Origin of the sequence: Enterobacter sp. FUJ80071, from assembly GCF_038739915.1 — a bacterium.
Lineage (GTDB): Bacteria > Pseudomonadota > Gammaproteobacteria > Enterobacterales > Enterobacteriaceae > Enterobacter > Enterobacter kobei.
On record NZ_JBBXKH010000002.1, the window covers coordinates 183,090 to 209,509 of the forward strand.

Here is a 26,420-nt window from a genome sequence, read left to right on the forward strand (position 1 = left end):
TAACACCTCAGTACCCCATTGCTCGTTCCTGGCGGGACAGCCGTTCATCAGCAGCCTGAAGACGCTCATCACGCCGCCGTGCTGCCAGAACCCGTCGTTCTGAAAAAGACATAGCCGCTACGTTTGGTACGCTGAGCTTACCGTCACCGGCACAAACGTCACAGCGAACATCAAATGCTCCGGCAAAATACTTTTCACGCATTTCTGGCTCCCACTCAGCCATTTCTGATTGGGTGAATCCATTTTCAAAGGCCGGGTTTTCCATGGTCCCGTGGCCTTCGCACTGGTGACAGATTATGTACTTAAATTTGCGCATGTAACGCTCCTGTATATGATGGATGAACCACTCTCGTTCAGGGTTATGGCGAAATGTTTATCGCCGCAGCGAGAGATTCAGTCTTGCTATCAATATTCCTGAAGGTTGTCCGCCTGATTTCAGGGAAAGCATTCATTCACTGGCCGGTTCTACCTTATTATTCATACAGATTAAAGTAGTTGTGCCTACTACTGCGGTCACCTTCCTTGACAAAGTAAGCAAAGTTTGAAAAATTTAACACCGACGAAAGGCCATACCTTCGTTAGTGTGCGAAAGCCGCTTGCGAGCGACGGAATAGGTGAAAGCTTTAGTCAGGGTTAATTACCCTGTCTGCGGTGATGGGATGGCTCAGGCGTATATCATCACTCCTTCCAAAGTCCGTACACACTCTTTCAGCCTTTGCAGAAATGCAGGGGCTGTTTCATATCAGACAAGCGCAATGAAATTTTCAAATGCTTTCCAGAAATTCAAAGGCCTTAAGCTTTATCTGTATCTTACGGTCCCCGCACGGAAAGTAACTTTCCTGAACAGGAACCGCCTTGCCAGCCTTAACTTTCTAAACGGTTAAAGTTACACCAGGCTGTAAATGGTGAAACAGTTTTTGAAGCCCATGAAACACCGCTGTCGGAAAGATAACTAGCCCCAAGACGTCTAACTTCTTTTTGATGTAGAGCTAATTCTTTCGGATCGGCAATATCTTCCACCACGCTCATCATGGCAATCTGAACTCCGGGAGATGCCATTTTATAAGCTGTCGAGCTTGCAACTGAATTTTTCAGGATTGCCAATCTTTCTTTTTCTGGTCGCCCGTTGTCAGACGTATTCGCGTACGTTGTACCCGCAACTAACAATGGAAGACTGGCGTTGGCACAGAACTGCATAACGCGTTTTTGCTGGAGCTGTAATTCAGTGGCTGCAAATGCTTTACTGCATCCGAGGATCCCGATAATCATCACTAATGCTGTTTTATACATAAAATTGAAACCGTCCTTATTGAACTTTAAATGTTGCGGTTAACACTGTGTGGAGATGTATGGACTGGATAATACCCACATGCCTGCGCCTGCCAGTATACCGGCTCAGGTATTAAACCTAAGAGATCTGGTGCACCGGATTTTACCTTTTCATTTCGGTTTTATCTTGAGCCTGGCTCTTGAGTTTAAATTTAAAGGTATGGCGCATGCAGGTTTCACTGACGGGTTTTCACACATCCCGGCTGTAACCCATCATTGTTCATGAGCCAGGCCCTGGTATCCTGCCCAGCGTACGGCCAGCCGCTCTAAGTCCAGATCGTACACCAGCGGTGTGATTTTACGGCCTTCAAACAGCTCGCCCAGCTCAATGCCTGGCTTAAAATGAACGGTCAGGGTGGCCGGATCTATGCCCATAAGATCGGCATCAAACAGAGCATGCATTGTTGGAGTCATCAGGATGCCATTAGACGGATTGTACCGGGTTCCATGTTCAATGTGTGCCGCATCCAGGACACCGCCATTAACCCAACCGGTTACCGCACAACGGCCCGCGAAATTCTCGATGAGCAGAGCTTTAAATTTACCCTGTGCCACGCCACTACGTTGCGTCACTACGCGCTCGCAGTGCTCACCCTGGATATCTACGTCAGGTTTCCGCTTTGGTTCGCTGGTGGCCGTCTCAGCTTGTTTTAGGGTGGAACGTGGATAGGCCAGGTTATATGCTGCGCCTGTGGTCATTTGCTCGATGACCGCAGGTGCATAACCTTCTGCTTCCAGCTTACGATATGCAGCCCGGTAGTCTCTTTGGGTTTTCAGCGGGTATATCTTTCCGCCTTTACCATCGAAAGCGATAAACCAGAAATCGTCCGTGCCAGTTTCCAGATTTCTGCAACGTTTCAGATGCCATCCGCCTTCTCTCGCCCAGATGGTACGGTTATTTCTGGCATTCGTTTTGTCATAACCGTTCTCGTCAAGCCAGCTATCAAAGCTGGTCAGCCCCAGATCCTGAACCTCCAGAGAAGGCACTCGAATGACCTGCAAGGTATGGCGGGGTCTTGGCTCTCTCATCTTGATCTCTTCCTAGCGCTGGTCTGGGAAATACGGATATTGCGGGCCATATTCATAGTCATGCGGGCCTGGCTCAACTTCCCAGAATGGACGGCCGCTAATTGTCTTTGGACCGCGCTCGTTTACGATGTCTTCTACATCCTGAATATTAAATGGCATCGTTGCCAGTAACAGCTGATCTTCGGGTGTCAGCGTCACGGTTGCACCGTCGATACGGCTGTAAAGGTCGGCAAACTGTTTACCTGCCCCGTGCAACCGGTGCTCCGCTACACTTCTGATTGCGTGTAAGTCCAGCTCCGCCGCTTCCATGCGATCCACGTATAGTTTCATTTCTTTACGCAAAGCGCTCAGCTCACGGGCTTTAATAAACCCGCAGGCGTACCCACCCAGGGCGATAACTGCAATGATTGCTAAAATTGCCATTTTTTTCTCTCACGTGATTGCGGCCGTTACTCTAGTCTTAATGTGAAGTCTGGGAATTCGCTGGATGTTAAGTACGTTTTCATCCCCAGACTGACAGATGCTAAGGCGCGATCCCAACACTCCATTTGTAAGTATCAGGCCCATCTTCTCCGCTGGTGGCATCTGCTACAATCTGTGCATAACGTTCTCCAGCAAGTTCTCTTACCATCTGATCCACGACCCATTGCAGATGATGCATTTCATCGGTTCCGCCGTAACGACAAGCCAACTCAATAGCCCGCTCTATTCTTTTTTGTTCTTCAGTCATACTGAATCCTCACGCTTACATCAGCTATTCTGAAAACATGCACACTATAAATTGCGGCTGTCATTTCTCAGCCAGGCGCCTGCATTGCTGCCTCATTCCATCAAAAATACTTTCCGCAAGCTGCTGGGGGAACTGGTCCGGAAGAAGCCCGCTAACACGTTCAATGACACCCGGGGTTCTGGCGATGATTTCCTCTATCATCGCCTCTGTCTGCTGTTTACTCAGGCCGGTTATCTCACCATGCCTGATCCAGTGGCGTCGTTGTATTCGATATATCTGGTAATAGTTGCTACTGCCACGTACGGCCATCGCCAGTTTGCACTTCTGCCAGGATATCTGATTGTTCCCATGACCGATCACCGGCCATGCCGACAACACATCATAGAGTGGTGTAAGGTGATAACGTCCCTGTGGCCCAATAGAAATACTGAAATTTTTAGCGTGGCCATCTGTTGCGGCCATCATCCAGAAAACTATCTGCGTCATAAAAAACTGCGCTTTGTCACGCTCAGCACGGTCTGAATTACTCAGAACTTCCATAATTTCCGATATACCTGGCCCGCCGTCCGCCTGATATTTTCGTAATGGCGAAATGCCCAGGGCCTGACACATATCCTCCTGGGGTAAACGAATGATCCATTGTCCGTTTCCTGACCATTTTCGGTCAAAACGTTCTACCACCAGCGCTTTCTGATCTTCAAAGTGAGCAATCTGCGTTCTTGCCACGGGGAGCCCGTACTGTTCGAGAAGTACCGAGCAGAGCCATTCATTTTCAACCGACGAGCGCATGTCGGCTTTCATGTTCCCCACAAGTCCGAGCGGTAGCTTGAATATATGCGTCGTTGGTGTATTACCCTCCGGCATACACCACCGATCTTCATGCCACAGTAGGGCTGTTTTCTCCTGAGCACCGGCAATAGATAAACGTAAGTCGTCGTTATCTTCTGGCCTGCCCGGTAGCAATGTCTCCGTGGTATTACGCAAAGTTGCCGCAATTTCTGATTCAGTAAGCGGGTGATACTTCACGGAATATAAATCTGTGGGTTCATCTCCGTCATGAAGCAGCTGTATCGCGCCCACGCAGTCTTTTCCCAGCTCCGTCAGAAGATCAAAAGGCTCCAGGCTATCGGCCTTGTAACGCATTGCCAGACGTCTGCGTATGCCTTCGCTGTCCGGGAGTAAATTATCAAAATAGTCACGTACCACATTTCCACGCCAGACCTGGTTCCCGGGAGTAAAAGGAAGGGACAATGACAGCGGCCTTCCCTGTTCGTCTGCACTCCAGTCAGGAAGGTATTGTAAGCTGTCTACCCCTTTACTTTTTTCCCAGTATCCGACTTTGATTCCGTTCATCCAGATTGCCAGACGCTGCTGTTTCCGGCTCATATCGTTACCATTTCTCCTGTCGTGCAGGTGAGTTTGATTTAAGCATTTCTTCCGTCTGCTTCCCCTCTGAAGAGGCGGTTGTCGAGGAGAAGCTGATTTTTACGCCCAGGATAGAAAACACCTTGAATAGCCGTTCAATGCTCGCACTGGCAGGGTTGGCTTCCAGACGTGAGTATGTCTGTTGAGTGACCCCTAACCTTTCGGACAGGTCTTTTTGCGTCAGGCCATTCGCCTTGCGAAAACCAATGAGCAAGGGACGCAACTGGTTGAGCGTGTTTAACGGGTAATCATTATTGATCATAAGCTGGCCTCAGTAGTTCCTCTGATACACCTTGTACGCTGTTTTCTAAACATACACCCTAAAAGCTGTAATATCAAATTAACAGCCTAAAAGCTGTTAAATAGAGAGTACAACCTTTAGGCTGTTACTAAGTGGCAGCATAAATCTTTATGAGGTTTGATATGAGAGAACTATCAATAATAAGCCGTTACGCTCGTACAGCATCCGGTAAGAGAGCTGACAGATCAGGATCATCGGTAAACGAGAAGCGGAGTATCTTATGGCCCTGTTGTGAGCTGTATAAATAACTACGAGCTACTCTCTGCCTCGGGGAGGAGGCAGAGAGAGTATTAAAAGCAAAGGCAGACATTTTTAGCAGCTGGTGGGCTATGGGGTTCCGGAGGTGCTCCGGTGAATGTTACTTGACTGGCAAGTTTCCTGCTCTGATGGTCAATGCCTCGATGCTGTCTATATTGTTCTGAAGCCGTTCCAGTTCTGCCTTTTCAATACCGGCCCAAAGCTTTAAGTGTCGCTGATAAAGGGACCACTTGAGTGAGTGAAAACCATTCCAGGCCAACCCCATCCAGGAGGCGTAATTCGCATTGAGAATATTGCCGGTGATATACATTTTACCTGCGTTAACAGCACTGGAAGTTCCATAACCCAGGGCAAGCATCATCCGGAAGCGTGGATTTAGCCGCAACGGCATGGTATCCAGTAAGGTCTCCCCAAAAGCTCCTTTTCCCAGCGATACCTGTTTCGCCACATAGAAAACCCGCATCAAAACTTCCATTATGCTCATCGGAATACTTGTCACGATAAACTGACGAAAGTCATACCCGTTGACATACATGTACTCTATTTGTTTGCCGAAGTTAGAACTCCCCACAGGGATCCCCTCAAGCATACGAAGTAGCCCCATAAAAGGAGCCGGTAACCCCATGCCACGGTTTCCTTTTGCTGAGGGGGCATTAACATCCGATGCCAGGTGTCCAAACATTCTGGCGATGAGCCTGAAAATATTGGTTTCGTCTGTAACGCCTTTACTGGAAGGATAAACCACGATCTGTCCATTCTGAACCACCGTACAGGTCCCGTTCAGCATATCCTTTATACCGAAAATAATGCCCAGTACGGGATCGTGTGACAAAGCTCTTAAGCGGTGATTTGTGGGAGACAAAACGCCACCGGCCGCACCCACTAAATCGCTGCTGATCGAACTGTCTGGTGCCCCTATAGGGAACAAATCTGAGAGTTTTGTACTCAGGTCCTCCGGCAAAATGGCATTGAAGGCTTTCTGCACCTGTTTATTGAAAATACCATCCACTTCTGCCGTAAAGCTCACCGTAGGTTTTGGCGGGGCTCTGACGCAAAGTAAATCCAGCATGGATGCTATGAGCCCGCATCCGCAGGCAATAGCATAATCCCAGGCGTCGAGTGCGTAGCGATCATTAAATTCTTTAATATGATTCTGGATCCGGGCATCTACAACAGCCAAGTCATCCGTGGAGAGTATTGTGGCCAGTCCAATATCACCGCATACACGCTGGTTAGCCTCGCTATATATAGTCTTGAGACCAGTAGAATGCATGGCAGTATCTGAAGGGGTCATTTCTCGCAGATGATGTTCTTTAAGCGCCAGATGCTCCGCTTCATCAAGTTCAGTGCCGCTGATTAGCCCGGTCAACTGTGCCTTAAGGCTCTCTATATCACTGTTAATTGTCTCGTGAGCGTTCGCGATATCCTGACCACGGAGCTGAATATAACGGATGGCCCTGAACTCATCATCATAAGGAGACTGACTCATGTGTTTACCTCACCGCGACCAGGCTACCTTTTGGAGCTTTCTTAGTAAGCATGTCGATTGTTGCCTTGATGCCAGCAATTTCTGCCTTAAAATATTCCGCATTCGACATCAACCTTTCCTGAACTTCGTAGAGCTTTTGGATGGCCTGACTAAGGGCGGCTGTCAGTTTCGCATTTTTTTTGTGTTTCACTATCGCGTACCCGCCAATCCCTAACACAGCTACAGGTGCGGCCAATACCGCAATGCCTGCAACCATACCGCCACCGACGATAGACCCTGCTGTAGCGAGCCCGGAGGTTATGCCTGCTGCTGACACTCCCGTTGTACCAAGCGAATAGAGAGCACCGAAGGAAGCCGCTGCGCCTACGCCTGACCCCGCCAAAGCTGCTGCGCCCTCAGTAATACCCGGGAACTTATTTTCAAGCGCCTGAAGAGCACTTGTAACTTCATCCATTGCCTTCTTGCGAATTTTTTCGAGCTCTTCAGTTTCGGTAGCGTCCATTACAGGCCTCGTATTCATAACTTGCTGTGTGATAGGTGAAAAAGAGCACCATAAAAGTGATGAAGAAATCATGACTTACTATTGTGGCACTTTCGAGTTCATGTTTGTCAGTTTCAATGCTGTTGCTGTTAGTAAGGGCAGACGCCATATCGGGCAGACCCAAAATAACTATCGTGCCAGCGTCATTTTGGAACTGACTTTGCTAAAAATCAGTAGCGGACTGAACAGACATGTGTGGATTTGAATCTGGGCAGGTTCCAGACATTATTCCAACCAGACTTCCAATGACAAAATGCTCGTCATTCTCGGAGACGACATAGGGTCCACCAGAGCAACCATCGGTGTTGAAATGTGCTATTACAAAGCGAGTTGTGAGATGTTGGGGAGAATGATTTGAGCAATTTAAAGGCCAAATGCCTGAAACTTCACCAGGGAATGTCGAAATTGTTGTCTCATTCATTGGATATCCGACACCCAATGTACCCATGCCAGCTGCGGGAGCCAGGACCTTAAAGTAACTACTTACAGGCTGTTGTATTCCAGCTGGTAATACGATTTCTGCACTGTCAACAAACGGAATGCCGTCTTTAAAGTCTGCCCTGTCATTAGCCTCATTGAGAATGAAATCGACTAGAACAGGCTCTTCGTTCACCAGTCCTTGATGGTTAAGAAATTTGACATAAAGTTTAAGTGTATTGCTGACGGGATAAATTTTTCCAAGAGCATTGGTAACAACATGGGCTGCGGTGAGAATCTTTTGCTGCTGACCATTATCGAAACCAAACGCAGTTGCTTCGAGATGGCTACTAAAATGAGGATCATTGCTTACATAGATTTTACAAACGTAGTTTTCAAACATTATTTCCTCCTTTTGCCGGTACCTAATCAGTTACACGGCTGCATGTTATAAACAACTAAACTCGCTTCCTGATATTTGAGTTTGTATGTTTTGCCAGGCACCAGCTCACCTCTGAAACACGGTTAGTCTCCTCCATGACATGGTTATGGCGATGGTCAGAAACTGTTATCGACGAAAGGCTGGAATTCCTTTAATGGCATTATCCATTTCAAGTCGTATGTCCTGAACGGGAGCGTATATTTTTATGATTCCAGATCTTAACCCTGAAACATTCCCCGTATCAAAACTGACCCGTTACAGATAAGTCACCACCGGTGCTGTCGATTAATTTAGTGAATTGCATGTCCTCATCCCATAAAGGGTAGGGCCTACCCCCGGCATCGAGCAAACCTGACCACCCTGCCCTTATTAAGACCCCACATGCGGCAATGGTGCCCTGTCCACGCCGCCCGCGAACTTTGAGGAAATGGGGAGAAAATAAAAAGAAAACAAAAAGTTATCGGCTGAAGTACCGGCGCAGATCGGGAATCAGGCGAAGCCTGACAGCACGTTAGGGCCTGGCAGGGGGCTTGAGGGATGAGGACATGCAATTGTGATAACCTTCCCGCCACGGGGTCGGTTAAATTCGTATCCTGCCGGTGCAATTCCAACGGCCGCGTTACCAGTTCGCCGGGTAGCATGGCCAGCAAAGCCAGGCATCGAGCACCCGGGTTTCACTGACGGCCGCTGCATAGACGCCGGTATCCGGGAAGAAATAAACCGGGGTGGCGTTGTTCAGCTGGTCGCCTTCATCGGCCAGAGCGCCGATCACCTCATGAGGCTTAAGCAGCATATCCGTTAAATATTCATCCGGGTGGATGGCATTCAGCGATATGGCCATCTCCAGAAATTCATCCAGGGTATGGCGGGTACGATACCCCCGGAAAACCTCGTATGAAGGCGTGACGCATTCACCATCCAGGGAACAGGCATCGTAACCGGCCAGCTGCTCTTCGGTGAGTCCGGAGGCATGCTTTGCCACAAGATTCGTAAATTGCTCTTTATCGTCCATCACAATCCTTACGCTGTAGGGGCCTGTTTGTGTTATCACTGCTTCCGGTTTTTACTTCGCACAACCCGGCAGGTATCCGGTCGCCCGGGCGTCCTTTGCGGTCTTGTTCGCCCTTCGCCTGAATTACGTCAAATCCCTTTCACTACCCGGCCGCAGGGTGACACCTCCCCTTTTCTCCGGAAGCGAAAGAGGAAGAACAGTTTAACAGCCCGGATCCTCAATAATTTTCGCGTAACGGACTAAATAACCGGTTTATGCAGCTTCTGATAACCACAGACCGCGATAGAATAAAACGTCTGGTGAGGAACCGGAGTGTTATGTAAGCGGGGGGTTTAACTGGGTATCTGTGTAGTCCTATTTAGCCAGATATCCCGAATAAAAACCTCAACGATTAGGTAAACGAAATGGATGGATTCTGGTCGATGTTCTGTTTGTTTGTCGTGGTAGTTTCACTGCATAAAGCCCTTTCTGTAGCAGCAGCACGAGCAGACGCAGCAAAATTAAATATGCTTCTCAGAATGAGAAAGTTTAAAAAGTAGCTTTCAAGACATCTGAGAATTCTTTTAAATCCTCAGAGGAAGTTATATGTTTAGGCTATTTGCAAACTAAGGTTGGAATTCCATCATTCTAGCCTTAGATCTTTGATCAAGTGAAGTTGCTCACTTGGTTGGATTTTACCGTTTCCTGACGGCTTTTCAGAAGCGAGGGCTGGTTGGAATGCCTTCCAGCTAGAAGTCTTGCAGATGCTCTCCGGGCATTAACTCATTGTCGAATCTGCACCAGTATCACTAGGTTGTTGAGCGGGCGATTAGCTTTTTCACTGAGCCGCTGTACACTCGACTGCTTCAAGAAGCACTACTTACCATTTGCCTGCCGTAAGGTCTGTTCTTAGCTGGATTTTTTTGGGAGGATACGCAGTCATGACAACTCAATCCAGCTCAATACAATACGCTTACGCGCTAGACGGCGAGGGCACCCTCACGCACATTGGCGCTGCCCTGCGCTCACATACTTACACCTGCCCAGGTTGTAAGAGCCCCCTGACCCCGGTAATGGGCGAGTTCAACGCTAAGCACTTTCGCCATTCGGAAGAATGCTGTGCCCTTGAAACCTATCTTCACAAGTGCGGCAAAGAAGCATTCTTCTATCGCTACCAACAAGCTCTCAGCCGTGAAATGCCTATTAGCCTTGAGCTGGAGCGCCGGGTTGCCTGTAATGGTTCTCGTTTAGCCTTGGTTAGAGACGAAGCACGTCAGTGCGTAAAATCCGTGCCTGCACGCTACAACTTGACTCAATTTTTCGATCAGGCAGAGCTGGAAAAACACGATAAGGTCACAGGGCTGCGACCAGACGTGATGTTGTATGATACGACTGGCGAAAGGCGTTGCTACGTAGAGATTTGTGTCACACACCCCTGCTCTCAAGACAAGATCGAAGCCGGTATCCCGATTCTTGAGTTTAAGGTCCAATCTGCCTCTGATATTCAGATGTTGCTTACCGGGGCCTACTCGATCAAGGAGAAGATCCTGAGAGTATTCAACTGGCTTCCCCCGTTTCAATCTGTGGACACCTGTAGCGGCGTCTGCTCAGTAGGTAACGTGGATATGTCTGTCTGGAGTTTAAGTGGTTCCGGCCGACTCAACGAACAAACGATGCCGCTCGCTGAAGTGGATTTAACAATCAATTCTGACGTGAACACATGGCCTAGATCGTTAGGGGCCGCTGAGCTGGCTGATAACTTACGAGCTTTTATCCGTCACGCCGATCCTCATTCACTATTTCCCAACTGCATTATGTGCGAGCAAGCAGGCCGATGGGAGGATGGCTATCTGCAATGTCACAGTAAGGCAAAGATCGTTCCCTACACCGAGGCCCGTCAGTGCGCCAATTACAAGGTTAAGGCATGACCAAAAGACTGACTTGGGAGCAGAAAAGTATTGTCAGCCATGACACCGGACATGCGTTGGTAAAAGCCGTACCTGGTAGCGGGAAAACAACCACACTTGTAAAGCGCGTTGAGCGGCTGGTCAAGACGGGAACTGATCCTCGCTCCATTCTGATCCTGATGTACAACAAGTCGGCGCAGGTGAGCTTCACGGAGAACTTGAAGACGGCACTGATGTCGAGCGTGATTCCAGAAATCCGCACGTTCCACAGCTTGGCCTTAAAGATTGTTGGTTACGGAGAACGCCAACAGATAATCAAGAAGAAAGACCTCATTACTCCAAGCGACTACCGCTATGAGCAACTGGTAAAGCAAGCCTACCGCTATGGCTTTGACCATGAGGCGAATTATATTGACCCCAATGAAATTGAAAACTTCGAGCTGTTTATTGCTCGCTGCCGGGCGGCGGCCGTAACTCCTGTTGATGCTGCCAATGATCCAACGTTCAGCAACATCAAACGGGAGTTTATTCACGCCTATGGCCGCTATTGTGAGCTGCTGGAGGAAAACAGTCTGCGAACCTTTGATGACTGTTTGATTGAGGCTGTCGCACTGTTGCGTAATGACAGCAGCCTTGGTGCCCACTTCAAGCACATCATTGTTGATGAATATCAGGACGTTAACCTGATACAGCATGACATGACCCGCTTGCTATCTAAGTCGGATACGTCGGTTATGGCTGTTGGTGATGTTAACCAGTGTATTTATGAGTGGCGTGGTGCTCGACCAGACTTTATCGGCGGACTGTTTGAAAGGCACTACCCGAATACGAAGGTGTTTCAACTGTCATGCACGTTCAGATTTGGCCATGAGCTTTCCTTGATGGCTAACTCGGTAATTCGGCGCAACTCTACAAAGCTGACCAAGCTTTGTGTCAGTCATCCTAGCACCCCCAAAACAGAGGTCAGATTGCACTTTGATAACTGCCTATCCAAGGTGCTATCAAACCTCTCGGTGAGCAGTGGAACACAAGCCATATTGTCCCGCACTAAGGCGAACCTTGCTGAGGCGGAAATTGCTTTACGCCTGTGTGGGCTACCTTATCGCTACCTCAATGGTTCAAGCGCATTACACACCCGCACCGAAATCGGGATACTGGTAGTTGGCGTCTTGCTGTCTGTGTACGGCGATCTGCGGCTACTGGAAAACCATCCCAACAAACAAGCGATTGTTTACGGCTTTCTGAAGGAGGCTGGTTTTAGATGGCAGAAAGGGCAATTCAAAGCGGCGCTCAGTGGATTGATGGCTCCGCACGCCGACCTATGGTCTGCTCTAGGTCAGTTATTCGAGGGCGCACAATACCAAAAAGATCGGCTGGGCAGGCTCGCCACTATCTGCCAGAAAGACGGAGAGGAAACGCCTGCTATCGATGTGTTACGACGCCTGAGTATGGAGGGTTTCATTGATAGTGTTGGCTCTGAGGGTGTAACTCGCACTGGATCGAACGACCAGCAACGAGGGGTCGTGAGGATCGGGGAGCTACTTGACTCCAGTAAGATCGATTCCCGCACGTTTTTAAACCTTATCTTGAATCCAGGCGAGGCTGCTACTGACTGCGATCCCTTCATCCTTTCCACACTGCATGGTTCCAAGGGGCTGGAGTGGGATAACGTAATACTGATCGGGGTCGTCTCAGAAAACGGAATCTATGGTCACTCCCGTTTTTGCAACACCGATTTTGACGACAAGTTGGCTTGCTTGAATCTATCCGGCGTCTGAATGGGATTTTATTCCCGCGCCTTGATGAGTTCCGCGCCTGATGAACCTCCAGAAAATATACGGCTTCAATGAGCCTTTCCGTTTTACAGGTTCCTCAACAGGCCGGTGGGCCGTTAGTATCATCAATATCAGTATTCGCAAAACCAGATCAGTAATTCTTTAAACCGGTGTATTTCTGCCGTTATGCTACATAAGTTTGCTGTCGTGCCGTTAGGGCCCAGGCTATTCTGGCCAGCTTGTTTGCCAGAGCACAAGTGACGACAAAGTTGCTTTTCCGGCACAGTAAATCCCTGACCCAATCGGCCAATTTGCCAGACTGGTGTTCCAGTTTTTGTATGAATACCCTGGCACATTGAACCAACAAAGTTCGGATCTTTTTATTACCTCGCTTACTAATTCCCAGCAATGTCGTCCTACCTCCCGTGCTGTACTGCCGAGGTACAAGCCCTGTTGCCGCCGCAAAGTCACGGCTGCTGGCGTACTGCTTCCCGTCGCCAATCTCAGTTGAAATAGTACTCGCTGTCAGTGTTCCGACGCAGGGAATGCTCAGCAAGCGCTGTCCAACCTCATCTTCGTCCAACTTTCGTTTCAACTGGGATTCCAAATCTTTAATCTGCTCAACAAGATAGTGATAATGCTGTTGTAATTTCAGCAATAACTGGCTGAGGTAAAGAGGCAAACTATTATCCTCAAGAATGGTACTCAGTCGGCTAATAACGGCAGCTCCTCGGGGAACGCTAATGCCAAATTCCAGCAGAAAAGCATGCATTTGATTGGTTGTTTTTACCTTATCCTGAACCAGGGATTCACGGACACGATGCAGAGCCCGCATTGCCTGCTGAGATTCCGTTCTGGGCTGCACAAAACGCATAGACGGACGCGATGCAGCTTCACAAATAGCTTCGGCGTCGACAAAGTCGTTTTTATTGCTTTTAACGAACGGGCGGACAAATTGTGGTGATATCAGCTTTGGGGAATGCCCCAACTCTTCCAACTTGCGTGCCATAAAGTGAGAACCGCCACAGGCTTCCATTGCGATGGTTGTAGCGGGGCATGTCGCCAAAAATTCGATCAACTTTGGCCGGGTAAATTTTTTACGGTAAACAGCCTTCCCGCGACGATCCTGGCAATGAATATGGAAAGAGTTTTTACCCAGATCGATACCAATGAGCGCAATGTTTTCCATGATAGTTCTCCGAATGAAAGCCTGTCCTCAGCATAGTACCGGGAAGGAGGGAGTGACCATCTCATTAAATAAAGCACGCTAAGCGTGCGTGGAGGCTGGCACCCAGCGGTACAGCGTCGGAATGGACACGCCGAGGTTCTTGGCCACGTCCTTGGGCGGCACCCCGCTGGCCAGCAGCTTCTTGGCCGACTCGATCTTGCTGTCGGTCATCTTCGGCTTGCGGCCGCCTTTGCGGCCGAGCTGCTTGGCGACTTCCAGCCCGGCGCGGGTGCGCTCGACGGTCAGCTCGCGCTCCATTTCGGCAAGGCTCGCCATGACGTGGAAGAAGAACCGCCCGGATGGTGTGCCGGTGTCGATGGAGTCGGTGAGGCTCCTGAACTGGACACCGTGCTTGTGCAGATCGCCGACCAGATCGACCAGTTGCTTGACCGACCGGCCCAGCCGGTCGAGCTTCCAGACGACCAAAGTATCGCCTTCGCGCAGCATTTCGAGCGTCTTGGCCAAGCCAGGCCGGTCTGCCCGCGTGCCACTCACCTTGTCCTCGAAGACCTTTTTACATCCGGCCTTGCTCAAGGCTTCGCGTTGCAGCTCCAGGTTCTGATCCTGCGTCGAGACGCGCGCATAGCCAATCAACATGGCTTGTCTCGCGCCCGGTCGATGCGTTCCTGCATCGCCTGCATCACTTCTTCGTGGGTGTACGATCTGGCGTTGGCGTCGGTGGCTTGCCGCAGGGCTTCCTCAACCTCGCGCGTCATCCGCTCGTAATCCTCCGGCCACAGCGCTTGCTCCATGCGCAGCGACGCCTGACTCAGCAGGTGCAGCAGGCTGAACAGCCGCATGTCGTTGGTGGCGACGATGCGCTCCCGAATCTGCTCCTGAATAGCTTCGCTAGCCCGATGCGCTTGTGGTGTGGCAGTCCCCTCGTAGTCAGCGGGGAATTCCGCTTCCTCGGCAATCCTTGCCCAGGCGCTGGCCAGCGCCTCGATGGTTGACGTGCTCATTTCCGCCGCTCCTGTGCTCTTTGGCGAATCAACCGGCCAAGGGGCCTCGACGCGAAAACCAGCAGCATCACGCCTATCGGATACCAGGTCGAGAAGACCACCAAGGCATCGAAGGCTGGCCGTCCGGTGTTGGTAGGCAGTACGGCGGTCACAGCCATCAACCCGCCGACCGTCCAGATGATGCGCCACACGTAGGGCATCACGCGGGGCACGTAGCCGTCATCGAAAGCGGTCTGGTAGTAGCGGCGCAGGCCGCGCTCGGCAAGCGCCTGGCGCTGCCGCTCCGACAGCGCATCCGTCCGGCCATACCAGCGCCGGAATGGTGGACAGCGCAGCAGCAAAGGGGTGAAGAGGATCATCACCGCCACGATCGCGACACCCCACGCCATGACGGCGCCGGCATCGGGCCGCTTGGCGTTCTCGATCACGGGCGCGAAGACGCCCGGAGCACCGATCATCCAGAACAGCGCAATGTGCTGATGGAAGGAGAGCTTCATTTGCTCATCCACTTGCGCAGCAGGCGCTTTTTCAGGGAGGCGCGTTCTTGCGGGTTGCGTCCCTTGTGATTGGCGATGCGATCCGCCGTGGCGGCCTGGCGCTTGACGGGCCAGTAGGAGCGGCCATCCTTGCCCATCGACCAGACGCTGCTGGCCTGGTTTTCCAGCAGGGGCAGATGGGCGCTCAGGGCTTCGGGCGACGCGCTGGTCAGCGCCGTGCGCTCACGGGTGCGCCAGCGCTGATGCCAGAGCTTCTTGTCCTCGCGCTCGCTGCCGCAGGTCGTGTGCCCGACGATGGGTGTTTTGCGGCGGCTGCGGCTCATAACGTAGTGGTCTCCAAGAACATTCAGGACTGATCCCAGGCGTCGATGGTCAAGACCTGATCGGCAGGACAGGCGGCTACGCGGTCGGGAACTGGATGGTGTTCAGTCTCATGCCGACCCCATTCGATTGATCGCGTCGCTTGCGGCACGCTGCGACGCAAGGAGGTTTGCGACCTGGTTTAGCAGCCGTGTCCGCTGCATGTCTGTTACCTATCTCCCCGACCGCTCATTGGACCAACTCCAGAGATTGGGCTCTATCGCTCAGCCAATACGAAACCGGCATTGGCTGATGCCACAACCGAGACTAACACAAATGGCTCGGTACCTGTATTTCGCGCCCCGTGCACTTGGCCCGGTCTTGCCACGGCTATCTCACCTTCCCTGAGGGCACGAACAATCCCATTGCCCTGAAAGTAATCAGCCATTCCCGACAAAACAGTCCACGTGTCTTGGCCGTGAGGATGAATGTGAGCCGCAATTTCCTGCCCGGGATGGACATGCCAAACCACGATAATTGAGTCTCGGGTTTCAAGCACAACGGAACGAATAGGCTCGCCTTCGGACGGCTGAACATACTCGGCTACAGAAAATATTCTCGATTCAACAGTCATCGGAGATCCCTCTTTCACAGTTGTCGTTACGGTCTTCATCGTCGGCATCCTGACGCACGGCGGGCAATTGCTGGAGCAACGCCGGCAGCCATTCCTGTACCGTCTCCCACACCACATCGAGGTTGATGTCGAAATAGCCGTGAGCCATGCGATTACGCATATTGCGCATGCTGCGCCACGGCACGTCGGCATGCGCCTGGGTGAACTCGACGTAGCCATCCATCACCTTTGTGGCCGCCTCGCCGATGACGATCAGGCTCATGATGACGGCCTGCTGGGTGCGCTTGTCGGCCAAGAAGTCGTCCTTGGCCATCCCTTCCACGAAGCTGCGCGCATCGGTTGCGGCCTGCTGAATGTGGTCGAGGTAATCGGGCAGGCGGTTCTCGCTCATATCGGTTGCGCCTCCGCGAGCACCTTGGCCCGGAACTTCGGCGGCAGGTCGCCGGGAGTCAGCAGATCGACGTCAACGCCGAGCAGCGATTTCAGTTCTTCTTCCAAATCGCCCAAGTCCAACAACGTGGCACCGGGCAGCGCATCGACCAACAGGTCGAGGTCGCTGCCATCCCGGTCGGTGCCATGCAGCACCGAGCCGAAGACGCGCGGGTTCGCGGCGCGAAAGCGGCCTACCGCTTCACGCACTGCGCTTCGCTTCATGTCAAGCACAACAGACGGTCGCATGCGCATCCTTTCTTATCGAAACTCGTTGAGATGATATGCAATCAAGAATAGAATTTCAAGAACTATTTTCGAGAATCGCAATGCCTTGATTCCCGTGCCGCGCTGTCATTTTCAGAAGGTGACTGCACGGAATATCAAGAGTCGGCTGCACAGTCTTTTCTGATCTGTGGTCGTCTCAGAAAACGGAATCTATGGTCACTCCCGTTTTTGCAACACCGATTTTGACGATAAGTTGGCTTGCTTGAATCTATCCGGCGTCTGAATGGGATTTTATTCCCGCGCCTCGATGAGTTCCGCGCCTGGGTGATGCTGCCAACTTACTGATTTAGTGTATGATGGTGTTTTTGAGGTGCTCCAGTGGCTTCTGTTTCTATCAGCTGTCCCTCCTGTTCAGCTACTGACGGGGTGGTGCGTAACGGCAAAAGCACTGCCGGACATCAGCGCTATCTCTGCTCTCACTGCCGTAAAACATGGCAACTGCAGTTCACTTACACCGCTTCTCAACCCGGTACGCACCAGAAAATCATTGATATGGCCATGAATGGCGTTGGATGCCGGGCAACCGCCCGCATTATGGGCGTTGGCCTCAACACGATTTTCCGCCATTTAAAAAACTCAGGCCGCAGTCGGTAACCTCGCGCATACAGCCGGGCAGTGACGTCATCGTCTGCGCGGAAATGGACGAACAGTGGGGATACGTCGGGGCTAAATCGCGCCAGCGCTGGCTGTTTTACGCGTATGACAGGCTCCGGAAGACGGTTGTTGCGCACGTATTCGGTGAACGCACGATGGCGACGCTGGGGCGTCTTATGAGCCTGCTGTCACCCTTTGACGTGGTGATATGGATGACGGATGGCTGGCCGCTGTATGAATCCCGCCTGAAGGGAAAGCTGCACGTAATCAGCAAGCGATATACGCAGCGAATTGAGCGGCATAACCTGAATCTGAGGCAGCACCTGGCACGGCTGGGACGGAAGTCGCTGTCGTTCTCAAAATCGGTGGAGCTGCATGACAAAGTCATCGGGCATTATCTGAACATAAAACACTATCAATAAGTTGGAGTCATTACCCCGCGCCTGATGAACCTCCAGAAAATATACGGCTTCAGCGAGCCTTTCCGTTTTACAGGTTCCTCAACAGGCCGGTGGGCCGTTTGTATCATCAATATCAGTATTCGCAAAACCAGATGAATGATTGTTTAAACTGGTGTATTTCTGCCTTTATGCTTCGTAAGTTTGCTGTCGCGCCGTCAGTGCCCAGGCTATTCTGGCCAGCTTGTTTGCCAGAGCACAGGTGACGACAAAGTTGCTTTTCCGACACAACAACTCCCTGACCCAGTCGGCCAACTTGCCAGACTGGTGTTCCAGTTTTTGTATGAATACCCTGGCACACTGAACCAACAAAGTTCGGATCTTTTTGTTGCCCCGCTTGCTAATCCCTAACAATGTCGTCCGACCTCCCGTGCTGTACTGTCGGGGTACCAGCCCTGTTGCCGCCGCAAAGTCACGGCTGCTGGCGTACTGCTTCCCGTCGCCAATCTCAGTTGAAATAGTACTGGCAGTCAGCGTTCCAACGCAGGGAATACTCAGCAAGCGCTGTCCAACCTCATCTTCGTCCAACTTTCGTTTCAACTGAGATTCCAGATCTTTAATCTGCTCAACAAGATAGTGATAATGCTGTTGTAATTTCAGCAGTAACTGGCTGAGATAAAGAGGCAAACTACTGTCCTCAAGAAGGGTACTCAGTCGACTAATAACGGCAGCACCTCGCGGAACGCTGATACCAAATTCCAGCAGAAAAGCATGCATCTGATTAGTTGTTTTCACCTTATCCTGAACCAGGGATTCACGGACACGATGCAGAGCTCGCATTGCCTGCTGAGATTCGGTTCTGGGCTGCACGAAACGCATAGATGGACGTGATGCTGCTTCACAGATAGCTTCAGCATCAACGAAGTCATTTTTGTTGCTTTTAACGAATGGGCGGACAAATTGCGGTGATATCAGCTTTGGAAAATGCCCTAACTCTGCCAGCTTGCGTGCCATAAAGTGAGAACCGCCACAGGCTTCCATCGCGATGGTTGTTGCTGGGCATGTCGCCAGAAATTCGATTAGCTTTGGTCGGGTGAATTTTTTACGGTAAACGGCCTTCCCACGATGATCCTGACAATGAATATGGAAAGAGTTCTTACCCAGATCGATACCAATAAGCGCAATGTTTTCCATGATGGTTCTCCGAATGAAAGCCTGTCCTCAGCATAGTACTGGGAAGGAGGGAGTGACCATCTCATTAAATAAAGCACGCTAAGCTGTGGAAGCCCCTGCCAAGCTCGTTCCACCTTGCAACGACGCAATCAGCGGACACGAAACATTCCCCTGCCGCGAATGGCAGGCGCACACCAGGTCAGACAGCACAGCCTCCATGCGCGCCAAATCGGCCATCTTCTCGCGCACGTCTTGGAGCTTGTGCTCGGCCAGGCTGCTGGCCTCCTCGCAGTGGGTGCCATCGTCGAGCCGCAGCAACTCGGCGATTTCATCCAGGCTGAAGCCCAACCGCTGGGCCGATTTCACGAATTTCACCCGAACCACGTCCGCCTCCCCATAGCGGCGGATGCTGCCGTAAGGCTTGTCCGGTTCCGGCAACAGGCCCTTGCGCTGATAGAAGCGGATTGTCTCCACGTTGACCCCGGCCGCCTTGGCAAAAACGCCAATGGTCAGGTTTTCCAAATTATTTTCCATATCGCTTGACTCCGTACATGAGTACGGAAGTAAGGTTACGCTATCCAATCCAAATTCAAAAGGGCCAACGTATGTCTGAACCACAAAACGGGCGCGGTGCGCTCTTCGCCGGCGGGCTGGCCGCCATTCTTGCATCGACCTGCTGCCTGGGGCCGCTAGTACTGGTCGCCCTGGGCTTCTCCGGTGCTTGGATCGGCAACCTGACGGTGCTGGAACCCTATCGACCGTTGTTCATCGGCGCGGCGCTAGTGGCGCTGTTCTTCGCCTGGAAGCGGATTTACCGGCCCGTGCAGGCATGCAAGCCAGGTGAGGTCTGCGCGATTCCGCAGGTGCGCGCCACCTACAAGCTGATTTTCTGGATCGTGGCCGTGCTGGTCCTGGTCGCGCTTGGATTTCCCTATGTCGTTCCATTTTTCTATTAACCAGGAGTTCATCATGAAGAAACTGTTTGCCTCCCTTGCCCTCGCCGCCGCTGTTGCCCCGGTGTGGGCCGCCACGCAGACGGTCACCTTGGCCGTTCCTGGCATGACCTGCGCGACTTGTCCTATCACCATTAAAAAGGCCTTGAGCAAGGTCGACGGTGTTAGCAAGACCGAGGTCGACTTCTCAACCAAGCTTGCCGTCGTAACGTTTGACGATGCGAAGACCAACGTCCAGGCGCTTAGCAAGGCGACGACGGATGTAGGCTACCCATCTGAGCTGAAGAAGTAAGGCAACAAATAACGGCAGCATCGCTAGAACCACGGCAGAGATGCCGCTCAGGCGATTCTGCCGGTCGTCATCGCGTGAGCAGCCTGTAAACGACCCACGGAGCCTGTTCCCTGAAGCGCACAACCGATTCAGTGACCGAGGCGTCGTACTAGTTGGCTTGGGCACAACGGATAAAAGAGAGAGCGGAATGCAAGAGTTAAACGAAGTTGGTTTGAGCGTGGCGGGAATGACTTGCCCAAGTTGTACAAGGCACGTTGAGGACGCGCTGCTGGCGGTCCCCGGCGTAACGCGAGCGGCTGTCGATTATCCATCGAACAAGGCGCAAGTCACAGGCAATAGGCTTGACGTGTCCGCGCTCGTAGCAGCAGTGGGCGCCCTTGGTTACGGTGCTACGCCTACAGACGAATTTGAAAGCAAAGAGCGCAGTGTTGAACAGCCAGGACTCCTTGGCAAAGCCGCCCAGTGGCTGAGCGGCGAGCGCGCGGTGGAGAAACCGGCAGGTCAGCTGCATGTGGCGATCATCGGTACTGGCGGCGCCGCTGTGGCAGCAGCGCTGAAGGCAGCTGAAAACGGTGCCCGTGTCACCCTGATCGAGCGGGGAACTATCGGCGGCACCTGCGTCAACGTGGGCTGCGTCCCTTCTAAGATCATGATTCGGGCAGCGCATATCGCTCATCTGCGACGCGAAAGTCCTTTTGACGTGGGACTGTCGGCAACGCCCCCAGTTGTCCTGCGTGACCGTCTGCTGGCGCAACAGCAGGCCCGTGTGGACGAGCTGCGTCATGCTAAATATGAAAGCATCCTCGAAAGCAATCCGTCGATCAATCTGGTGCGAGGCAGCGCCCGATTCAAGGATGGCCAAACGCTTATCGTGGAAGCGGCAGAAGGTGACACTCGCGAAGTGGCCTTCGATCGCTGTCTCATTGCCACTGGTGCAAGCGCTGCCATCCCGCCGTTGCCTGGTCTTGCAGGAACGCCATATTGGACGTCCACCGAAGCCCTGGTTAGCGAAGCCATTCCTAAACGGCTGGCAGTAATTGGCGCCTCGGTCGTAGCACTGGAACTGGCACAAGCGTTTGCGCGCTTGGGCAGCGAGGTGACGGTCCTGGCCCGGCGCACCTTGTTTGCCAGTGACGACCCTGCCATTGGCGAGGCCGTGACTGCAGCTTTCCGTGCGGAAGGCATCACGGTGCTGACACAGACGCAGGCGAGTGCCGTGACCTATTGCGACCGCCAATTCATCCTGACGACCGCGCAGGGCGAGTTAAAGGTGGATCAATTGCTTGTTGCCACCGGCCGCACGCCAAATACCGCAAGCCTGAATCTCGAGCGCGCAGGTGTGACGTTTGACTCGCAACATCGCATCCTGATCGATCAAGGCATGCGCACGAGTGCTTCGAACATTTACGCAGCTGGCGACTGCACTGACCAGCCTCAGTACGTCTACGTTGCAGCCGCGGCTGGTACCCGGGCTGGCATTAATATGACCGGCGGCGACGTAAAGCTCGATCTCGACGCCATGCCGGCAGTCGTGTTCACCGATCCGCAAGTTGCCACGGTAGGCTACAGTGAAGCAGAGGCCCAGCGCATTGGTCTGCAAACCGAAAGCCGTACGCTCACGCTCGACAATGTGCCGCGTGCACTCGCCAACTTCGATACCCGCGGCTTTATCAAGCTTGTTGCTGAGGCAGGGTCCGGACGCATTCTCGGAGTCCAGGCTGTGACACCGGAAGCAGGCGAAATCATCCAGACTGCCGCGATTGCCATCCGGGCCCGCATGACCGTCCAGGATCTGGCTAACCAGCTTTTCCCTTACCTCACCATGGTTGAAGGTCTCAAACTGGTGGCACAGACTTTTTCGAAGGATGTGACACAGCTATCGTGCTGTGCCGGCTAAACCTTGGGCACCAAAACAGGGACAGAGGAGTTTTTATGTTTTGTGACATCAGACTTAAATTACGCCGTGTACGCGCGTGCTTGACGATCGTACTGGCAAGTACCGCAACGTTAGGCATGCCAAACCAAGCGTTGGCGGCTTATGATTTTTCTAAGCTCGGCGCCGCGATTGAAACATTGTCGCCAGAGACCGTCAGTGATTGGGAAAAGAAGGCCAGGGCTGGCGATGCCATGGCTCAGAACATCATGGGTCTTGCGTACAAATGCGGTATGGGCGTAAAGCAAAACCACGCGGCATCGATCCAGTGGTTCCGCAGGGCGGCCGAGCAGGGTGAAGCCGATGCACAGTTCAACCTCGGGCGCCTCTACGGAAGTGAAGTCGACGGTATGTATAAGAATGGGCGTGCGGCTCCTGCCAACGATGCAGAGGCTTTCAAGTGGTACCGCCTCGCTGCCGAGCAGGGACACACGCAGGCTCAAGTCAGGCTGGCCCAGCTGTTTGCAAAGGGTCTTACCGACATCGCGCCCGACCAGGTGCAGGCATACCAGTGGATGAGTCTGGCCGCAGCGTCGGGAGAACCGACAGCAGCAAAAGTCGTTGCAGACTATGCAGCTCAAATGAAGCCCGAACAGTTACAGCAAGCCCAGCTGCTGGCCGAGGAATGGCAACGCCGGCAAGGCACAAAGTAATTCGTCTTTTTTAAGCGCAGGACGTAACCGCCGAGTAAGGTTTATCCCGGTTGATCGCTGCCCGATATAACAGGTGGAAAATGAACAAGACTATTTATTCCAAAAAGATTGCCGAAAGCCTTTCATCTGGCAATCATCCTAAAGAGTTCGCAACGCTCTTTGTCGCGCTGCTCCGACAGCTAGCGATGGGGGGACCTGTATCACGCGAAAAGCTCGCCGGCGCACTCGGATGGTCTGGAGCGAGAGTTGCAACGGTACTTGAGCAGGCACCTGGTACGGAATATGACGACGAGGCCAATATCATTGGACTGGGGCTGACACTACGTGAAACCTCTCACGTTTTTGAGGTGGATGGCCGTCATTTGTACACATGGTGTGCGCTGGACACCTTGATGTTTCCCGCCTTGACCGGCAAGATTGCCCGTGTCACTTCCCGCTGCGCCGCCACCGGTAGGCCGATCACTCTCACCGTTGCACCAGAAGCAGTGCTTCATGTCGAACCGGCAGAAGCAATGGTTTCACTGCGAACTCCGGATACTTCGCCCGACATTCGTTGTTCGTTTTGCTGTCATGTGCATTTCTTTGCGTCTCCGTCTATTGCAAATTCGTGGGCTTCGACCCACCAAGGGATTGAGGTCGTGCCTGTCGAGAGTGCGTTCGACCTTGGTCATGATGTCGCGCTTAAGCTGCTAGAGGACTGCGAGGAAAGCCCAGTATGAATGCGTACTCGATATCGAAGCTGGCTGATGATGCTTGCGTCAGCGTGCATGTCGTGCGCGACTACATGATACGCGGCTTGTTGCACCCTGCTCGGCGAACCGAAAGTGGCTATAACATTTTCGATGACAAAACACTCGGAAGGCTGCGGTTTCTCCGCGCAGCCTTCGAGTCCGGAATTGGGCTCGACCGAGCAGGGACACACGCAGGCTCAAGTCAGGCTGGCCCAGCTGTTTGCAAAGGGTCTTACCGACATCGCGCCCGACCAGGTGCAGGCATACCAGTGGATGAGTCTGGCCGCAGCGTCGGGAGAACCGACAGCAGCAAAAGTCGTTGCAGACTATGCAGCTCAAATGAAGCCCGAACAGTTACAGCAAGCCCAGCTGCTGGCCGAGGAATGGCAACGCCGGCAAGGCACAAAGTAATTCGTCTTTTTTAAGCGCAGGACGTAACCGCCGAGTAAGGTTTATCCCGGTTGATCGCTGCCCGATATAACAGGTGGAAAATGAACAAGACTATTTATTCCAAAAAGATTGCCGAAAGCCTTTCATCTGGCAATCATCCTAAAGAGTTCGCAACGCTCTTTGTCGCGCTGCTCCGACAGCTAGCGATGGGGGGACCTGTATCACGCGAAAAGCTCGCCGGCGCACTCGGATGGTCTGGAGCGAGAGTTGCAACGGTACTTGAGCAGGCACCTGGTACGGAATATGACGACGAGGCCAATATCATTGGACTGGGGCTGACACTACGTGAAACCTCTCACGTTTTTGAGGTGGATGGCCGTCATTTGTACACATGGTGTGCGCTGGACACCTTGATGTTTCCCGCCTTGACCGGCAAGATTGCCCGTGTCACTTCCCGCTGCGCCGCCACCGGTAGGCCGATCACTCTCACCGTTGCACCAGAAGCAGTGCTTCATGTCGAACCGGCAGAAGCAATGGTTTCACTGCGAACTCCGGATACTTCGCCCGACATTCGTTGTTCGTTTTGCTGTCATGTGCATTTCTTTGCGTCTCCGTCTATTGCAAATTCGTGGGCTTCGACCCACCAAGGGATTGAGGTCGTGCCTGTCGAGAGTGCGTTCGACCTTGGTCATGATGTCGCGCTTAAGCTGCTAGAGGACTGCGAGGAAAGCCCAGTATGAATGCGTACTCGATATCGAAGCTGGCTGATGATGCTTGCGTCAGCGTGCATGTCGTGCGCGACTACATGATACGCGGCTTGTTGCACCCTGCTCGGCGAACCGAAAGTGGCTATAACATTTTCGATGACAAAACACTCGGAAGGCTGCGGTTTCTCCGCGCAGCCTTCGAGTCCGGAATTGGGCTCGACCGAGCAGGGACACACGCAGGCTCAAGTCAGGCTGGCCCAGCTGTTTGCAAAGGGTCTTACCGACATCGCGCCCGACCAGGTGCAGGCATACCAGTGGATGAGTCTGGCCGCAGCGTCGGGAGAACCGACAGCAGCAAAAGTCGTTGCAGACTATGCAGCTCAAATGAAGCCCGAACAGTTACAGCAAGCCCAGCTGCTGGCCGAGGAATGGCAACGCCGGCAAGGCACAAAGTAATTCGTCTTTTTTAAGCGCAGGACGTAACCGCCGAGTAAGGTTTATCCCGGTTGATCGCTGCCCGATATAACAGGTGGAAAATGAACAAGACTATTTATTCCAAAAAGATTGCCGAAAGCCTTTCATCTGGCAATCATCCTAAAGAGTTCGCAACGCTCTTTGTCGCGCTGCTCCGACAGCTAGCGATGGGGGGACCTGTATCACGCGAAAAGCTCGCCGGCGCACTCGGATGGTCTGGAGCGAGAGTTGCAACGGTACTTGAGCAGGCACCTGGTACGGAATATGACGACGAGGCCAATATCATTGGACTGGGGCTGACACTACGTGAAACCTCTCACGTTTTTGAGGTGGATGGCCGTCATTTGTACACATGGTGTGCGCTGGACACCTTGATGTTTCCCGCCTTGACCGGCAAGATTGCCCGTGTCACTTCCCGCTGCGCCGCCACCGGTAGGCCGATCACTCTCACCGTTGCACCAGAAGCAGTGCTTCATGTCGAACCGGCAGAAGCAATGGTTTCACTGCGAACTCCGGATACTTCGCCCGACATTCGTTGTTCGTTTTGCTGTCATGTGCATTTCTTTGCGTCTCCGTCTATTGCAAATTCGTGGGCTTCGACCCACCAAGGGATTGAGGTCGTGCCTGTCGAGAGTGCGTTCGACCTTGGTCATGATGTCGCGCTTAAGCTGCTAGAGGACTGCGAGGAAAGCCCAGTATGAATGCGTACTCGATATCGAAGCTGGCTGATGATGCTTGCGTCAGCGTGCATGTCGTGCGCGACTACATGATACGCGGCTTGTTGCACCCTGCTCGGCGAACCGAAAGTGGCTATAACATTTTCGATGACAAAACACTCGGAAGGCTGCGGTTTCTCCGCGCAGCCTTCGAGTCCGGAATTGGGCTCGACCGAGCAGGGACACACGCAGGCTCAAGTCAGGCTGGCCCAGCTGTTTGCAAAGGGTCTTACCGACATCGCGCCCGACCAGGTGCAGGCATACCAGTGGATGAGTCTGGCCGCAGCGTCGGGAGAACCGACAGCAGCAAAAGTCGTTGCAGACTATGCAGCTCAAATGAAGCCCGAACAGTTACAGCAAGCCCAGCTGCTGGCCGAGGAATGGCAACGCCGGCAAGGCACAAAGTAATTCGTCTTTTTTAAGCGCAGGACGTA

General features: G+C 52.5%; 34 protein-coding genes and 3 pseudogenes. 16 read left to right on the plus strand and 21 right to left on the minus strand.

Annotated elements, in window-relative coordinates:
* Window positions 1–7: 7 nt before the first annotated feature.
* The 11 genes from AAER43_RS24030 to AAER43_RS24080 all read right to left on the minus strand — a co-directional run bounded on the left by AAER43_RS24030 (window position 8) and on the right by AAER43_RS24080 (window position 8,973).
* Window positions 8–316: a hypothetical protein gene (locus AAER43_RS24030; protein ID WP_001224686.1), complete on the minus strand. Its 309-nt coding sequence runs from the start codon at window positions 314–316 to the stop codon at window positions 8–10.
* 548 nt (window positions 317–864) lie between these two features.
* Window positions 865–1,290: a hypothetical protein gene (locus tag AAER43_RS24035; protein WP_000278471.1), complete on the minus strand. Its 426-nt coding sequence runs from the start codon at window positions 1,288–1,290 to the stop codon at window positions 865–867.
* Window positions 1,291–1,542: 252 nt separating this feature from the next.
* The gene (locus AAER43_RS24040; RefSeq protein ID WP_001641519.1) at window positions 1,543–2,358 is read right to left on the minus strand and encodes an HNH endonuclease signature motif containing protein; all 816 of its coding nucleotides are present in this window, start codon (window positions 2,356–2,358) and stop codon (window positions 1,543–1,545) included.
* A 12-nt stretch (window positions 2,359–2,370) separates the two neighbouring features.
* Window positions 2,371–2,781, minus strand: coding sequence for a hypothetical protein (locus AAER43_RS24045; protein ID WP_000985909.1), 411 nt, complete (start codon window positions 2,779–2,781; stop codon window positions 2,371–2,373).
* Window positions 2,782–2,881: 100 nt separating this feature from the next.
* Window positions 2,882–3,088, minus strand: a complete 207-nt coding sequence (locus AAER43_RS24050; RefSeq protein ID WP_000134171.1) for a hypothetical protein — start codon at window positions 3,086–3,088, stop codon at window positions 2,882–2,884.
* A 60-nt stretch (window positions 3,089–3,148) separates the two neighbouring features.
* Entirely contained in the window at window positions 3,149–4,474 is a 1,326-nt protein-coding gene (locus AAER43_RS24055) for a type II toxin-antitoxin system HipA family toxin (RefSeq protein ID WP_000088044.1), read from the minus strand.
* Window positions 4,475–4,478: 4 nt separating this feature from the next.
* On the minus strand, window positions 4,479–4,772 hold the full coding sequence (locus AAER43_RS24060) for a helix-turn-helix transcriptional regulator (RefSeq protein WP_012477377.1): 294 nt from the start codon (window positions 4,770–4,772) through the stop codon (window positions 4,479–4,481).
* Window positions 4,773–5,172: 400 nt separating this feature from the next.
* The gene (locus AAER43_RS24065; RefSeq protein ID WP_000083579.1) at window positions 5,173–6,561 is read right to left on the minus strand and encodes a hypothetical protein; all 1,389 of its coding nucleotides are present in this window, start codon (window positions 6,559–6,561) and stop codon (window positions 5,173–5,175) included.
* Window positions 6,562–6,565: 4 nt separating this feature from the next.
* Window positions 6,566–7,063, minus strand: coding sequence for a hypothetical protein (locus tag AAER43_RS24070; protein ID WP_087878322.1), 498 nt, complete (start codon window positions 7,061–7,063; stop codon window positions 6,566–6,568).
* Window positions 7,064–7,265: 202 nt separating this feature from the next.
* Window positions 7,266–7,922, minus strand: coding sequence for a trypsin-like serine protease (locus AAER43_RS24075; RefSeq protein ID WP_000462754.1), 657 nt, complete (start codon window positions 7,920–7,922; stop codon window positions 7,266–7,268).
* Between the two features lie 658 nt (window positions 7,923–8,580).
* Window positions 8,581–8,973 (minus strand): hypothetical protein, encoded by a 393-nt coding sequence (locus AAER43_RS24080; RefSeq protein ID WP_000341066.1) that lies wholly within the window; start codon window positions 8,971–8,973, stop codon window positions 8,581–8,583.
* A gap of 920 nt (window positions 8,974–9,893) precedes the next feature.
* Between AAER43_RS24080 and AAER43_RS24085 the strand changes: the two genes are divergently transcribed.
* Entirely contained in the window at window positions 9,894–10,880 is a 987-nt protein-coding gene (locus tag AAER43_RS24085) for a hypothetical protein (protein WP_000211823.1), read from the plus strand.
* A complete protein-coding gene (locus tag AAER43_RS24090) occupies window positions 10,877–12,637 on the plus strand; it encodes an ATP-dependent helicase (RefSeq protein WP_031942310.1) in 1,761 nt (586 codons plus the stop codon). Before AAER43_RS24085 ends, AAER43_RS24090 begins: the two co-directional genes overlap by 4 nt.
* 181 nt (window positions 12,638–12,818) lie before the next feature.
* Here AAER43_RS24090 and AAER43_RS24095 read toward each other — a convergent pair whose 3' ends face one another.
* The 8 genes from AAER43_RS24095 to AAER43_RS24130 all read right to left on the minus strand — a co-directional run bounded on the left by AAER43_RS24095 (window position 12,819) and on the right by AAER43_RS24130 (window position 16,933).
* A complete protein-coding gene (locus AAER43_RS24095; protein WP_000427623.1) occupies window positions 12,819–13,823 on the minus strand; it encodes an IS110-like element IS4321 family transposase in 1,005 nt (334 codons plus the stop codon).
* A 78-nt stretch (window positions 13,824–13,901) separates the two neighbouring features.
* The gene (locus AAER43_RS24100; protein ID WP_003100847.1) at window positions 13,902–14,459 is read right to left on the minus strand and encodes a recombinase family protein; all 558 of its coding nucleotides are present in this window, start codon (window positions 14,457–14,459) and stop codon (window positions 13,902–13,904) included.
* The gene (locus AAER43_RS24105) at window positions 14,453–14,824 is read right to left on the minus strand and encodes a hypothetical protein (protein ID WP_021243030.1); all 372 of its coding nucleotides are present in this window, start codon (window positions 14,822–14,824) and stop codon (window positions 14,453–14,455) included. Before AAER43_RS24105 ends, AAER43_RS24100 begins: the two co-directional genes overlap by 7 nt.
* Window positions 14,821–15,321, minus strand: a complete 501-nt coding sequence (locus AAER43_RS24110; protein ID WP_003100856.1) for a hypothetical protein — start codon at window positions 15,319–15,321, stop codon at window positions 14,821–14,823. Before AAER43_RS24110 ends, AAER43_RS24105 begins: the two co-directional genes overlap by 4 nt.
* Window positions 15,318–15,644, minus strand: coding sequence for a hypothetical protein (locus tag AAER43_RS24115; protein ID WP_003100858.1), 327 nt, complete (start codon window positions 15,642–15,644; stop codon window positions 15,318–15,320). The genes AAER43_RS24110 and AAER43_RS24115 overlap by 4 nt, the downstream gene beginning before the upstream one ends.
* A gap of 254 nt (window positions 15,645–15,898) precedes the next feature.
* Entirely contained in the window at window positions 15,899–16,255 is a 357-nt protein-coding gene (locus tag AAER43_RS24120) for a cupin domain-containing protein (protein WP_000215515.1), read from the minus strand.
* Entirely contained in the window at window positions 16,245–16,646 is a 402-nt protein-coding gene (locus AAER43_RS24125) for a DUF86 domain-containing protein (RefSeq protein WP_001293886.1), read from the minus strand. Before AAER43_RS24125 ends, AAER43_RS24120 begins: the two co-directional genes overlap by 11 nt.
* Window positions 16,643–16,933 (minus strand): nucleotidyltransferase, encoded by a 291-nt coding sequence (locus AAER43_RS24130; RefSeq protein WP_001247892.1) that lies wholly within the window; start codon window positions 16,931–16,933, stop codon window positions 16,643–16,645. The genes AAER43_RS24125 and AAER43_RS24130 overlap by 4 nt, the downstream gene beginning before the upstream one ends.
* A gap of 357 nt (window positions 16,934–17,290) precedes the next feature.
* On the opposite strand from AAER43_RS24130, the gene AAER43_RS24135 reads away from it, so the two are divergent.
* Window positions 17,291–17,988 (plus strand): IS1-like element IS1B family transposase gene (locus AAER43_RS24135; protein WP_095033700.1). Its coding sequence is split into 2 segments (ribosomal slippage): window positions 17,291–17,540 and window positions 17,540–17,988, totalling 699 coding nucleotides; the frame shifts between segments, so codons are not numbered across the junction.
* A gap of 165 nt (window positions 17,989–18,153) precedes the next feature.
* On the opposite strand, the gene AAER43_RS24140 is transcribed toward AAER43_RS24135, so the two are convergent.
* Both AAER43_RS24140 and AAER43_RS24145 read right to left on the minus strand, forming a co-directional pair.
* Complete coding sequence (locus AAER43_RS24140) at window positions 18,154–19,158, minus strand: IS110-like element IS5075 family transposase (RefSeq protein WP_000427614.1); 1,005 nt, start codon at window positions 19,156–19,158, stop codon at window positions 18,154–18,156.
* A gap of 78 nt (window positions 19,159–19,236) precedes the next feature.
* Window positions 19,237–19,671: a mercury resistance transcriptional regulator MerR gene (locus AAER43_RS24145; RefSeq protein WP_032490487.1), complete on the minus strand. Its 435-nt coding sequence runs from the start codon at window positions 19,669–19,671 to the stop codon at window positions 19,237–19,239.
* A 71-nt stretch (window positions 19,672–19,742) separates the two neighbouring features.
* Here AAER43_RS24145 and AAER43_RS24150 point away from each other — a divergent pair, with 71 nt between their 5' ends.
* The 13 genes and pseudogenes from AAER43_RS24150 (at window position 19,743) to AAER43_RS24210 (ending at window position 26,394) form a co-directional block, all read left to right on the plus strand.
* Window positions 19,743–20,093 (plus strand): mercuric transport protein MerT, encoded by a 351-nt coding sequence (locus AAER43_RS24150; protein WP_001294663.1) that lies wholly within the window; start codon window positions 19,743–19,745, stop codon window positions 20,091–20,093.
* A 13-nt stretch (window positions 20,094–20,106) separates the two neighbouring features.
* Entirely contained in the window at window positions 20,107–20,382 is a 276-nt protein-coding gene (gene merP / locus AAER43_RS24155; protein WP_011405607.1) for a mercury resistance system periplasmic binding protein MerP, read from the plus strand.
* A gap of 187 nt (window positions 20,383–20,569) precedes the next feature.
* Window positions 20,570–22,279: a mercury(II) reductase gene (gene merA / locus AAER43_RS24160; protein ID WP_011405608.1), complete on the plus strand. Its 1,710-nt coding sequence runs from the start codon at window positions 20,570–20,572 to the stop codon at window positions 22,277–22,279.
* Between the two features lie 35 nt (window positions 22,280–22,314).
* Window positions 22,315–22,968 carry a phenylmercury resistance protein MerG gene (gene merG, locus AAER43_RS24165; protein ID WP_011405609.1) on the plus strand — a complete coding sequence of 218 codons (654 nt, stop codon included), beginning with the start codon at window positions 22,315–22,317 and terminating at the stop codon, window positions 22,966–22,968.
* An 80-nt stretch (window positions 22,969–23,048) separates the two neighbouring features.
* Entirely contained in the window at window positions 23,049–23,687 is a 639-nt protein-coding gene (gene merB, locus AAER43_RS24170; protein WP_058672289.1) for an organomercurial lyase MerB, read from the plus strand.
* Window positions 23,684–23,875: pseudogene (gene merD / locus AAER43_RS24175) on the plus strand (mercuric resistance transcriptional repressor MerD); the annotation flags it as partial. The gene merB (AAER43_RS24170) and the pseudogene merD (AAER43_RS24175), both read left to right, overlap by 4 nt.
* Window positions 23,793–24,110: a hypothetical protein gene (locus tag AAER43_RS24180; RefSeq protein ID WP_229231701.1), complete on the plus strand. Its 318-nt coding sequence runs from the start codon at window positions 23,793–23,795 to the stop codon at window positions 24,108–24,110. The pseudogene merD (AAER43_RS24175) and the gene AAER43_RS24180, both read left to right, overlap by 83 nt.
* 80 nt (window positions 24,111–24,190) lie before the next feature.
* Window positions 24,191–24,829 carry an organomercurial lyase MerB gene (merB, locus tag AAER43_RS24185; protein ID WP_058672289.1) on the plus strand — a complete coding sequence of 213 codons (639 nt, stop codon included), beginning with the start codon at window positions 24,191–24,193 and terminating at the stop codon, window positions 24,827–24,829.
* Window positions 24,826–25,017: pseudogene (gene merD, locus AAER43_RS24190) on the plus strand (mercuric resistance transcriptional repressor MerD); the annotation flags it as partial. The gene merB (AAER43_RS24185) and the pseudogene merD (AAER43_RS24190), both read left to right, overlap by 4 nt.
* Window positions 24,935–25,252, plus strand: a complete 318-nt coding sequence (locus tag AAER43_RS24195) for a hypothetical protein (protein ID WP_229231701.1) — start codon at window positions 24,935–24,937, stop codon at window positions 25,250–25,252. The pseudogene merD (AAER43_RS24190) and the gene AAER43_RS24195, both read left to right, overlap by 83 nt.
* Window positions 25,253–25,332: 80 nt before the next feature.
* Entirely contained in the window at window positions 25,333–25,971 is a 639-nt protein-coding gene (merB, locus tag AAER43_RS24200; protein ID WP_058672289.1) for an organomercurial lyase MerB, read from the plus strand.
* Window positions 25,968–26,159, plus strand: a pseudogene (merD, locus tag AAER43_RS24205) (mercuric resistance transcriptional repressor MerD); the annotation flags it as partial. The gene merB (AAER43_RS24200) and the pseudogene merD (AAER43_RS24205), both read left to right, overlap by 4 nt.
* Window positions 26,077–26,394, plus strand: coding sequence for a hypothetical protein (locus AAER43_RS24210; RefSeq protein WP_229231701.1), 318 nt, complete (start codon window positions 26,077–26,079; stop codon window positions 26,392–26,394). The pseudogene merD (AAER43_RS24205) and the gene AAER43_RS24210, both read left to right, overlap by 83 nt.
* Window positions 26,395–26,420: the final 26 nt, after the last annotated feature.

Coding starts and splice junctions, on each gene's coding strand:
- AAER43_RS24110 (WP_003100856.1), bottom strand. CDS start 15,321: ATGAAGCTCTCCTTCCATCAGCACATTGCGCTGTTCTGGATGATCGGT.
- AAER43_RS24040 (WP_001641519.1), bottom strand. CDS start 2,358: ATGAGAGAGCCAAGACCCCGCCATACCTTGCAGGTCATTCGAGTGCCT.
- AAER43_RS24100 (WP_003100847.1), bottom strand. CDS start 14,459: ATGTTGATTGGCTATGCGCGCGTCTCGACGCAGGATCAGAACCTGGAG.
- AAER43_RS24070 (WP_087878322.1), bottom strand. CDS start 7,063: ATGGACGCTACCGAAACTGAAGAGCTCGAAAAAATTCGCAAGAAGGCA.
- merB (WP_058672289.1), top strand. CDS start 24,191: ATGAACAAGACTATTTATTCCAAAAAGATTGCCGAAAGCCTTTCATCT.
- AAER43_RS24130 (WP_001247892.1), bottom strand. CDS start 16,933: ATGCGACCGTCTGTTGTGCTTGACATGAAGCGAAGCGCAGTGCGTGAA.
- AAER43_RS24125 (WP_001293886.1), bottom strand. CDS start 16,646: ATGAGCGAGAACCGCCTGCCCGATTACCTCGACCACATTCAGCAGGCC.
- AAER43_RS24035 (WP_000278471.1), bottom strand. CDS start 1,290: ATGTATAAAACAGCATTAGTGATGATTATCGGGATCCTCGGATGCAGT.
- merB (WP_058672289.1), top strand. CDS start 23,049: ATGAACAAGACTATTTATTCCAAAAAGATTGCCGAAAGCCTTTCATCT.
- AAER43_RS24095 (WP_000427623.1), bottom strand. CDS start 13,823: ATGGAAAACATTGCGCTCATTGGTATCGATCTGGGTAAAAACTCTTTC.
- AAER43_RS24120 (WP_000215515.1), bottom strand. CDS start 16,255: ATGACTGTTGAATCGAGAATATTTTCTGTAGCCGAGTATGTTCAGCCG.
- AAER43_RS24115 (WP_003100858.1), bottom strand. CDS start 15,644: ATGAGCCGCAGCCGCCGCAAAACACCCATCGTCGGGCACACGACCTGC.
- AAER43_RS24080 (WP_000341066.1), bottom strand. CDS start 8,973: ATGGACGATAAAGAGCAATTTACGAATCTTGTGGCAAAGCATGCCTCC.
- AAER43_RS24050 (WP_000134171.1), bottom strand. CDS start 3,088: ATGACTGAAGAACAAAAAAGAATAGAGCGGGCTATTGAGTTGGCTTGT.
- AAER43_RS24145 (WP_032490487.1), bottom strand. CDS start 19,671: ATGGAAAATAATTTGGAAAACCTGACCATTGGCGTTTTTGCCAAGGCG.
- merB (WP_058672289.1), top strand. CDS start 25,333: ATGAACAAGACTATTTATTCCAAAAAGATTGCCGAAAGCCTTTCATCT.
- AAER43_RS24105 (WP_021243030.1), bottom strand. CDS start 14,824: ATGAGCACGTCAACCATCGAGGCGCTGGCCAGCGCCTGGGCAAGGATT.
- AAER43_RS24045 (WP_000985909.1), bottom strand. CDS start 2,781: ATGGCAATTTTAGCAATCATTGCAGTTATCGCCCTGGGTGGGTACGCC.
- AAER43_RS24090 (WP_031942310.1), top strand. CDS start 10,877: ATGACCAAAAGACTGACTTGGGAGCAGAAAAGTATTGTCAGCCATGAC.
- AAER43_RS24030 (WP_001224686.1), bottom strand. CDS start 316: ATGCGCAAATTTAAGTACATAATCTGTCACCAGTGCGAAGGCCACGGG.
- AAER43_RS24065 (WP_000083579.1), bottom strand. CDS start 6,561: ATGAGTCAGTCTCCTTATGATGATGAGTTCAGGGCCATCCGTTATATT.
- AAER43_RS24055 (WP_000088044.1), bottom strand. CDS start 4,474: ATGAGCCGGAAACAGCAGCGTCTGGCAATCTGGATGAACGGAATCAAA.
- AAER43_RS24150 (WP_001294663.1), top strand. CDS start 19,743: ATGTCTGAACCACAAAACGGGCGCGGTGCGCTCTTCGCCGGCGGGCTG.
- merA (WP_011405608.1), top strand. CDS start 20,570: ATGCAAGAGTTAAACGAAGTTGGTTTGAGCGTGGCGGGAATGACTTGC.
- merG (WP_011405609.1), top strand. CDS start 22,315: ATGTTTTGTGACATCAGACTTAAATTACGCCGTGTACGCGCGTGCTTG.
- AAER43_RS24140 (WP_000427614.1), bottom strand. CDS start 19,158: ATGGAAAACATTGCGCTTATTGGTATCGATCTGGGTAAGAACTCTTTC.
- merP (WP_011405607.1), top strand. CDS start 20,107: ATGAAGAAACTGTTTGCCTCCCTTGCCCTCGCCGCCGCTGTTGCCCCG.
- AAER43_RS24085 (WP_000211823.1), top strand. CDS start 9,894: ATGACAACTCAATCCAGCTCAATACAATACGCTTACGCGCTAGACGGC.
- AAER43_RS24075 (WP_000462754.1), bottom strand. CDS start 7,922: ATGTTTGAAAACTACGTTTGTAAAATCTATGTAAGCAATGATCCTCAT.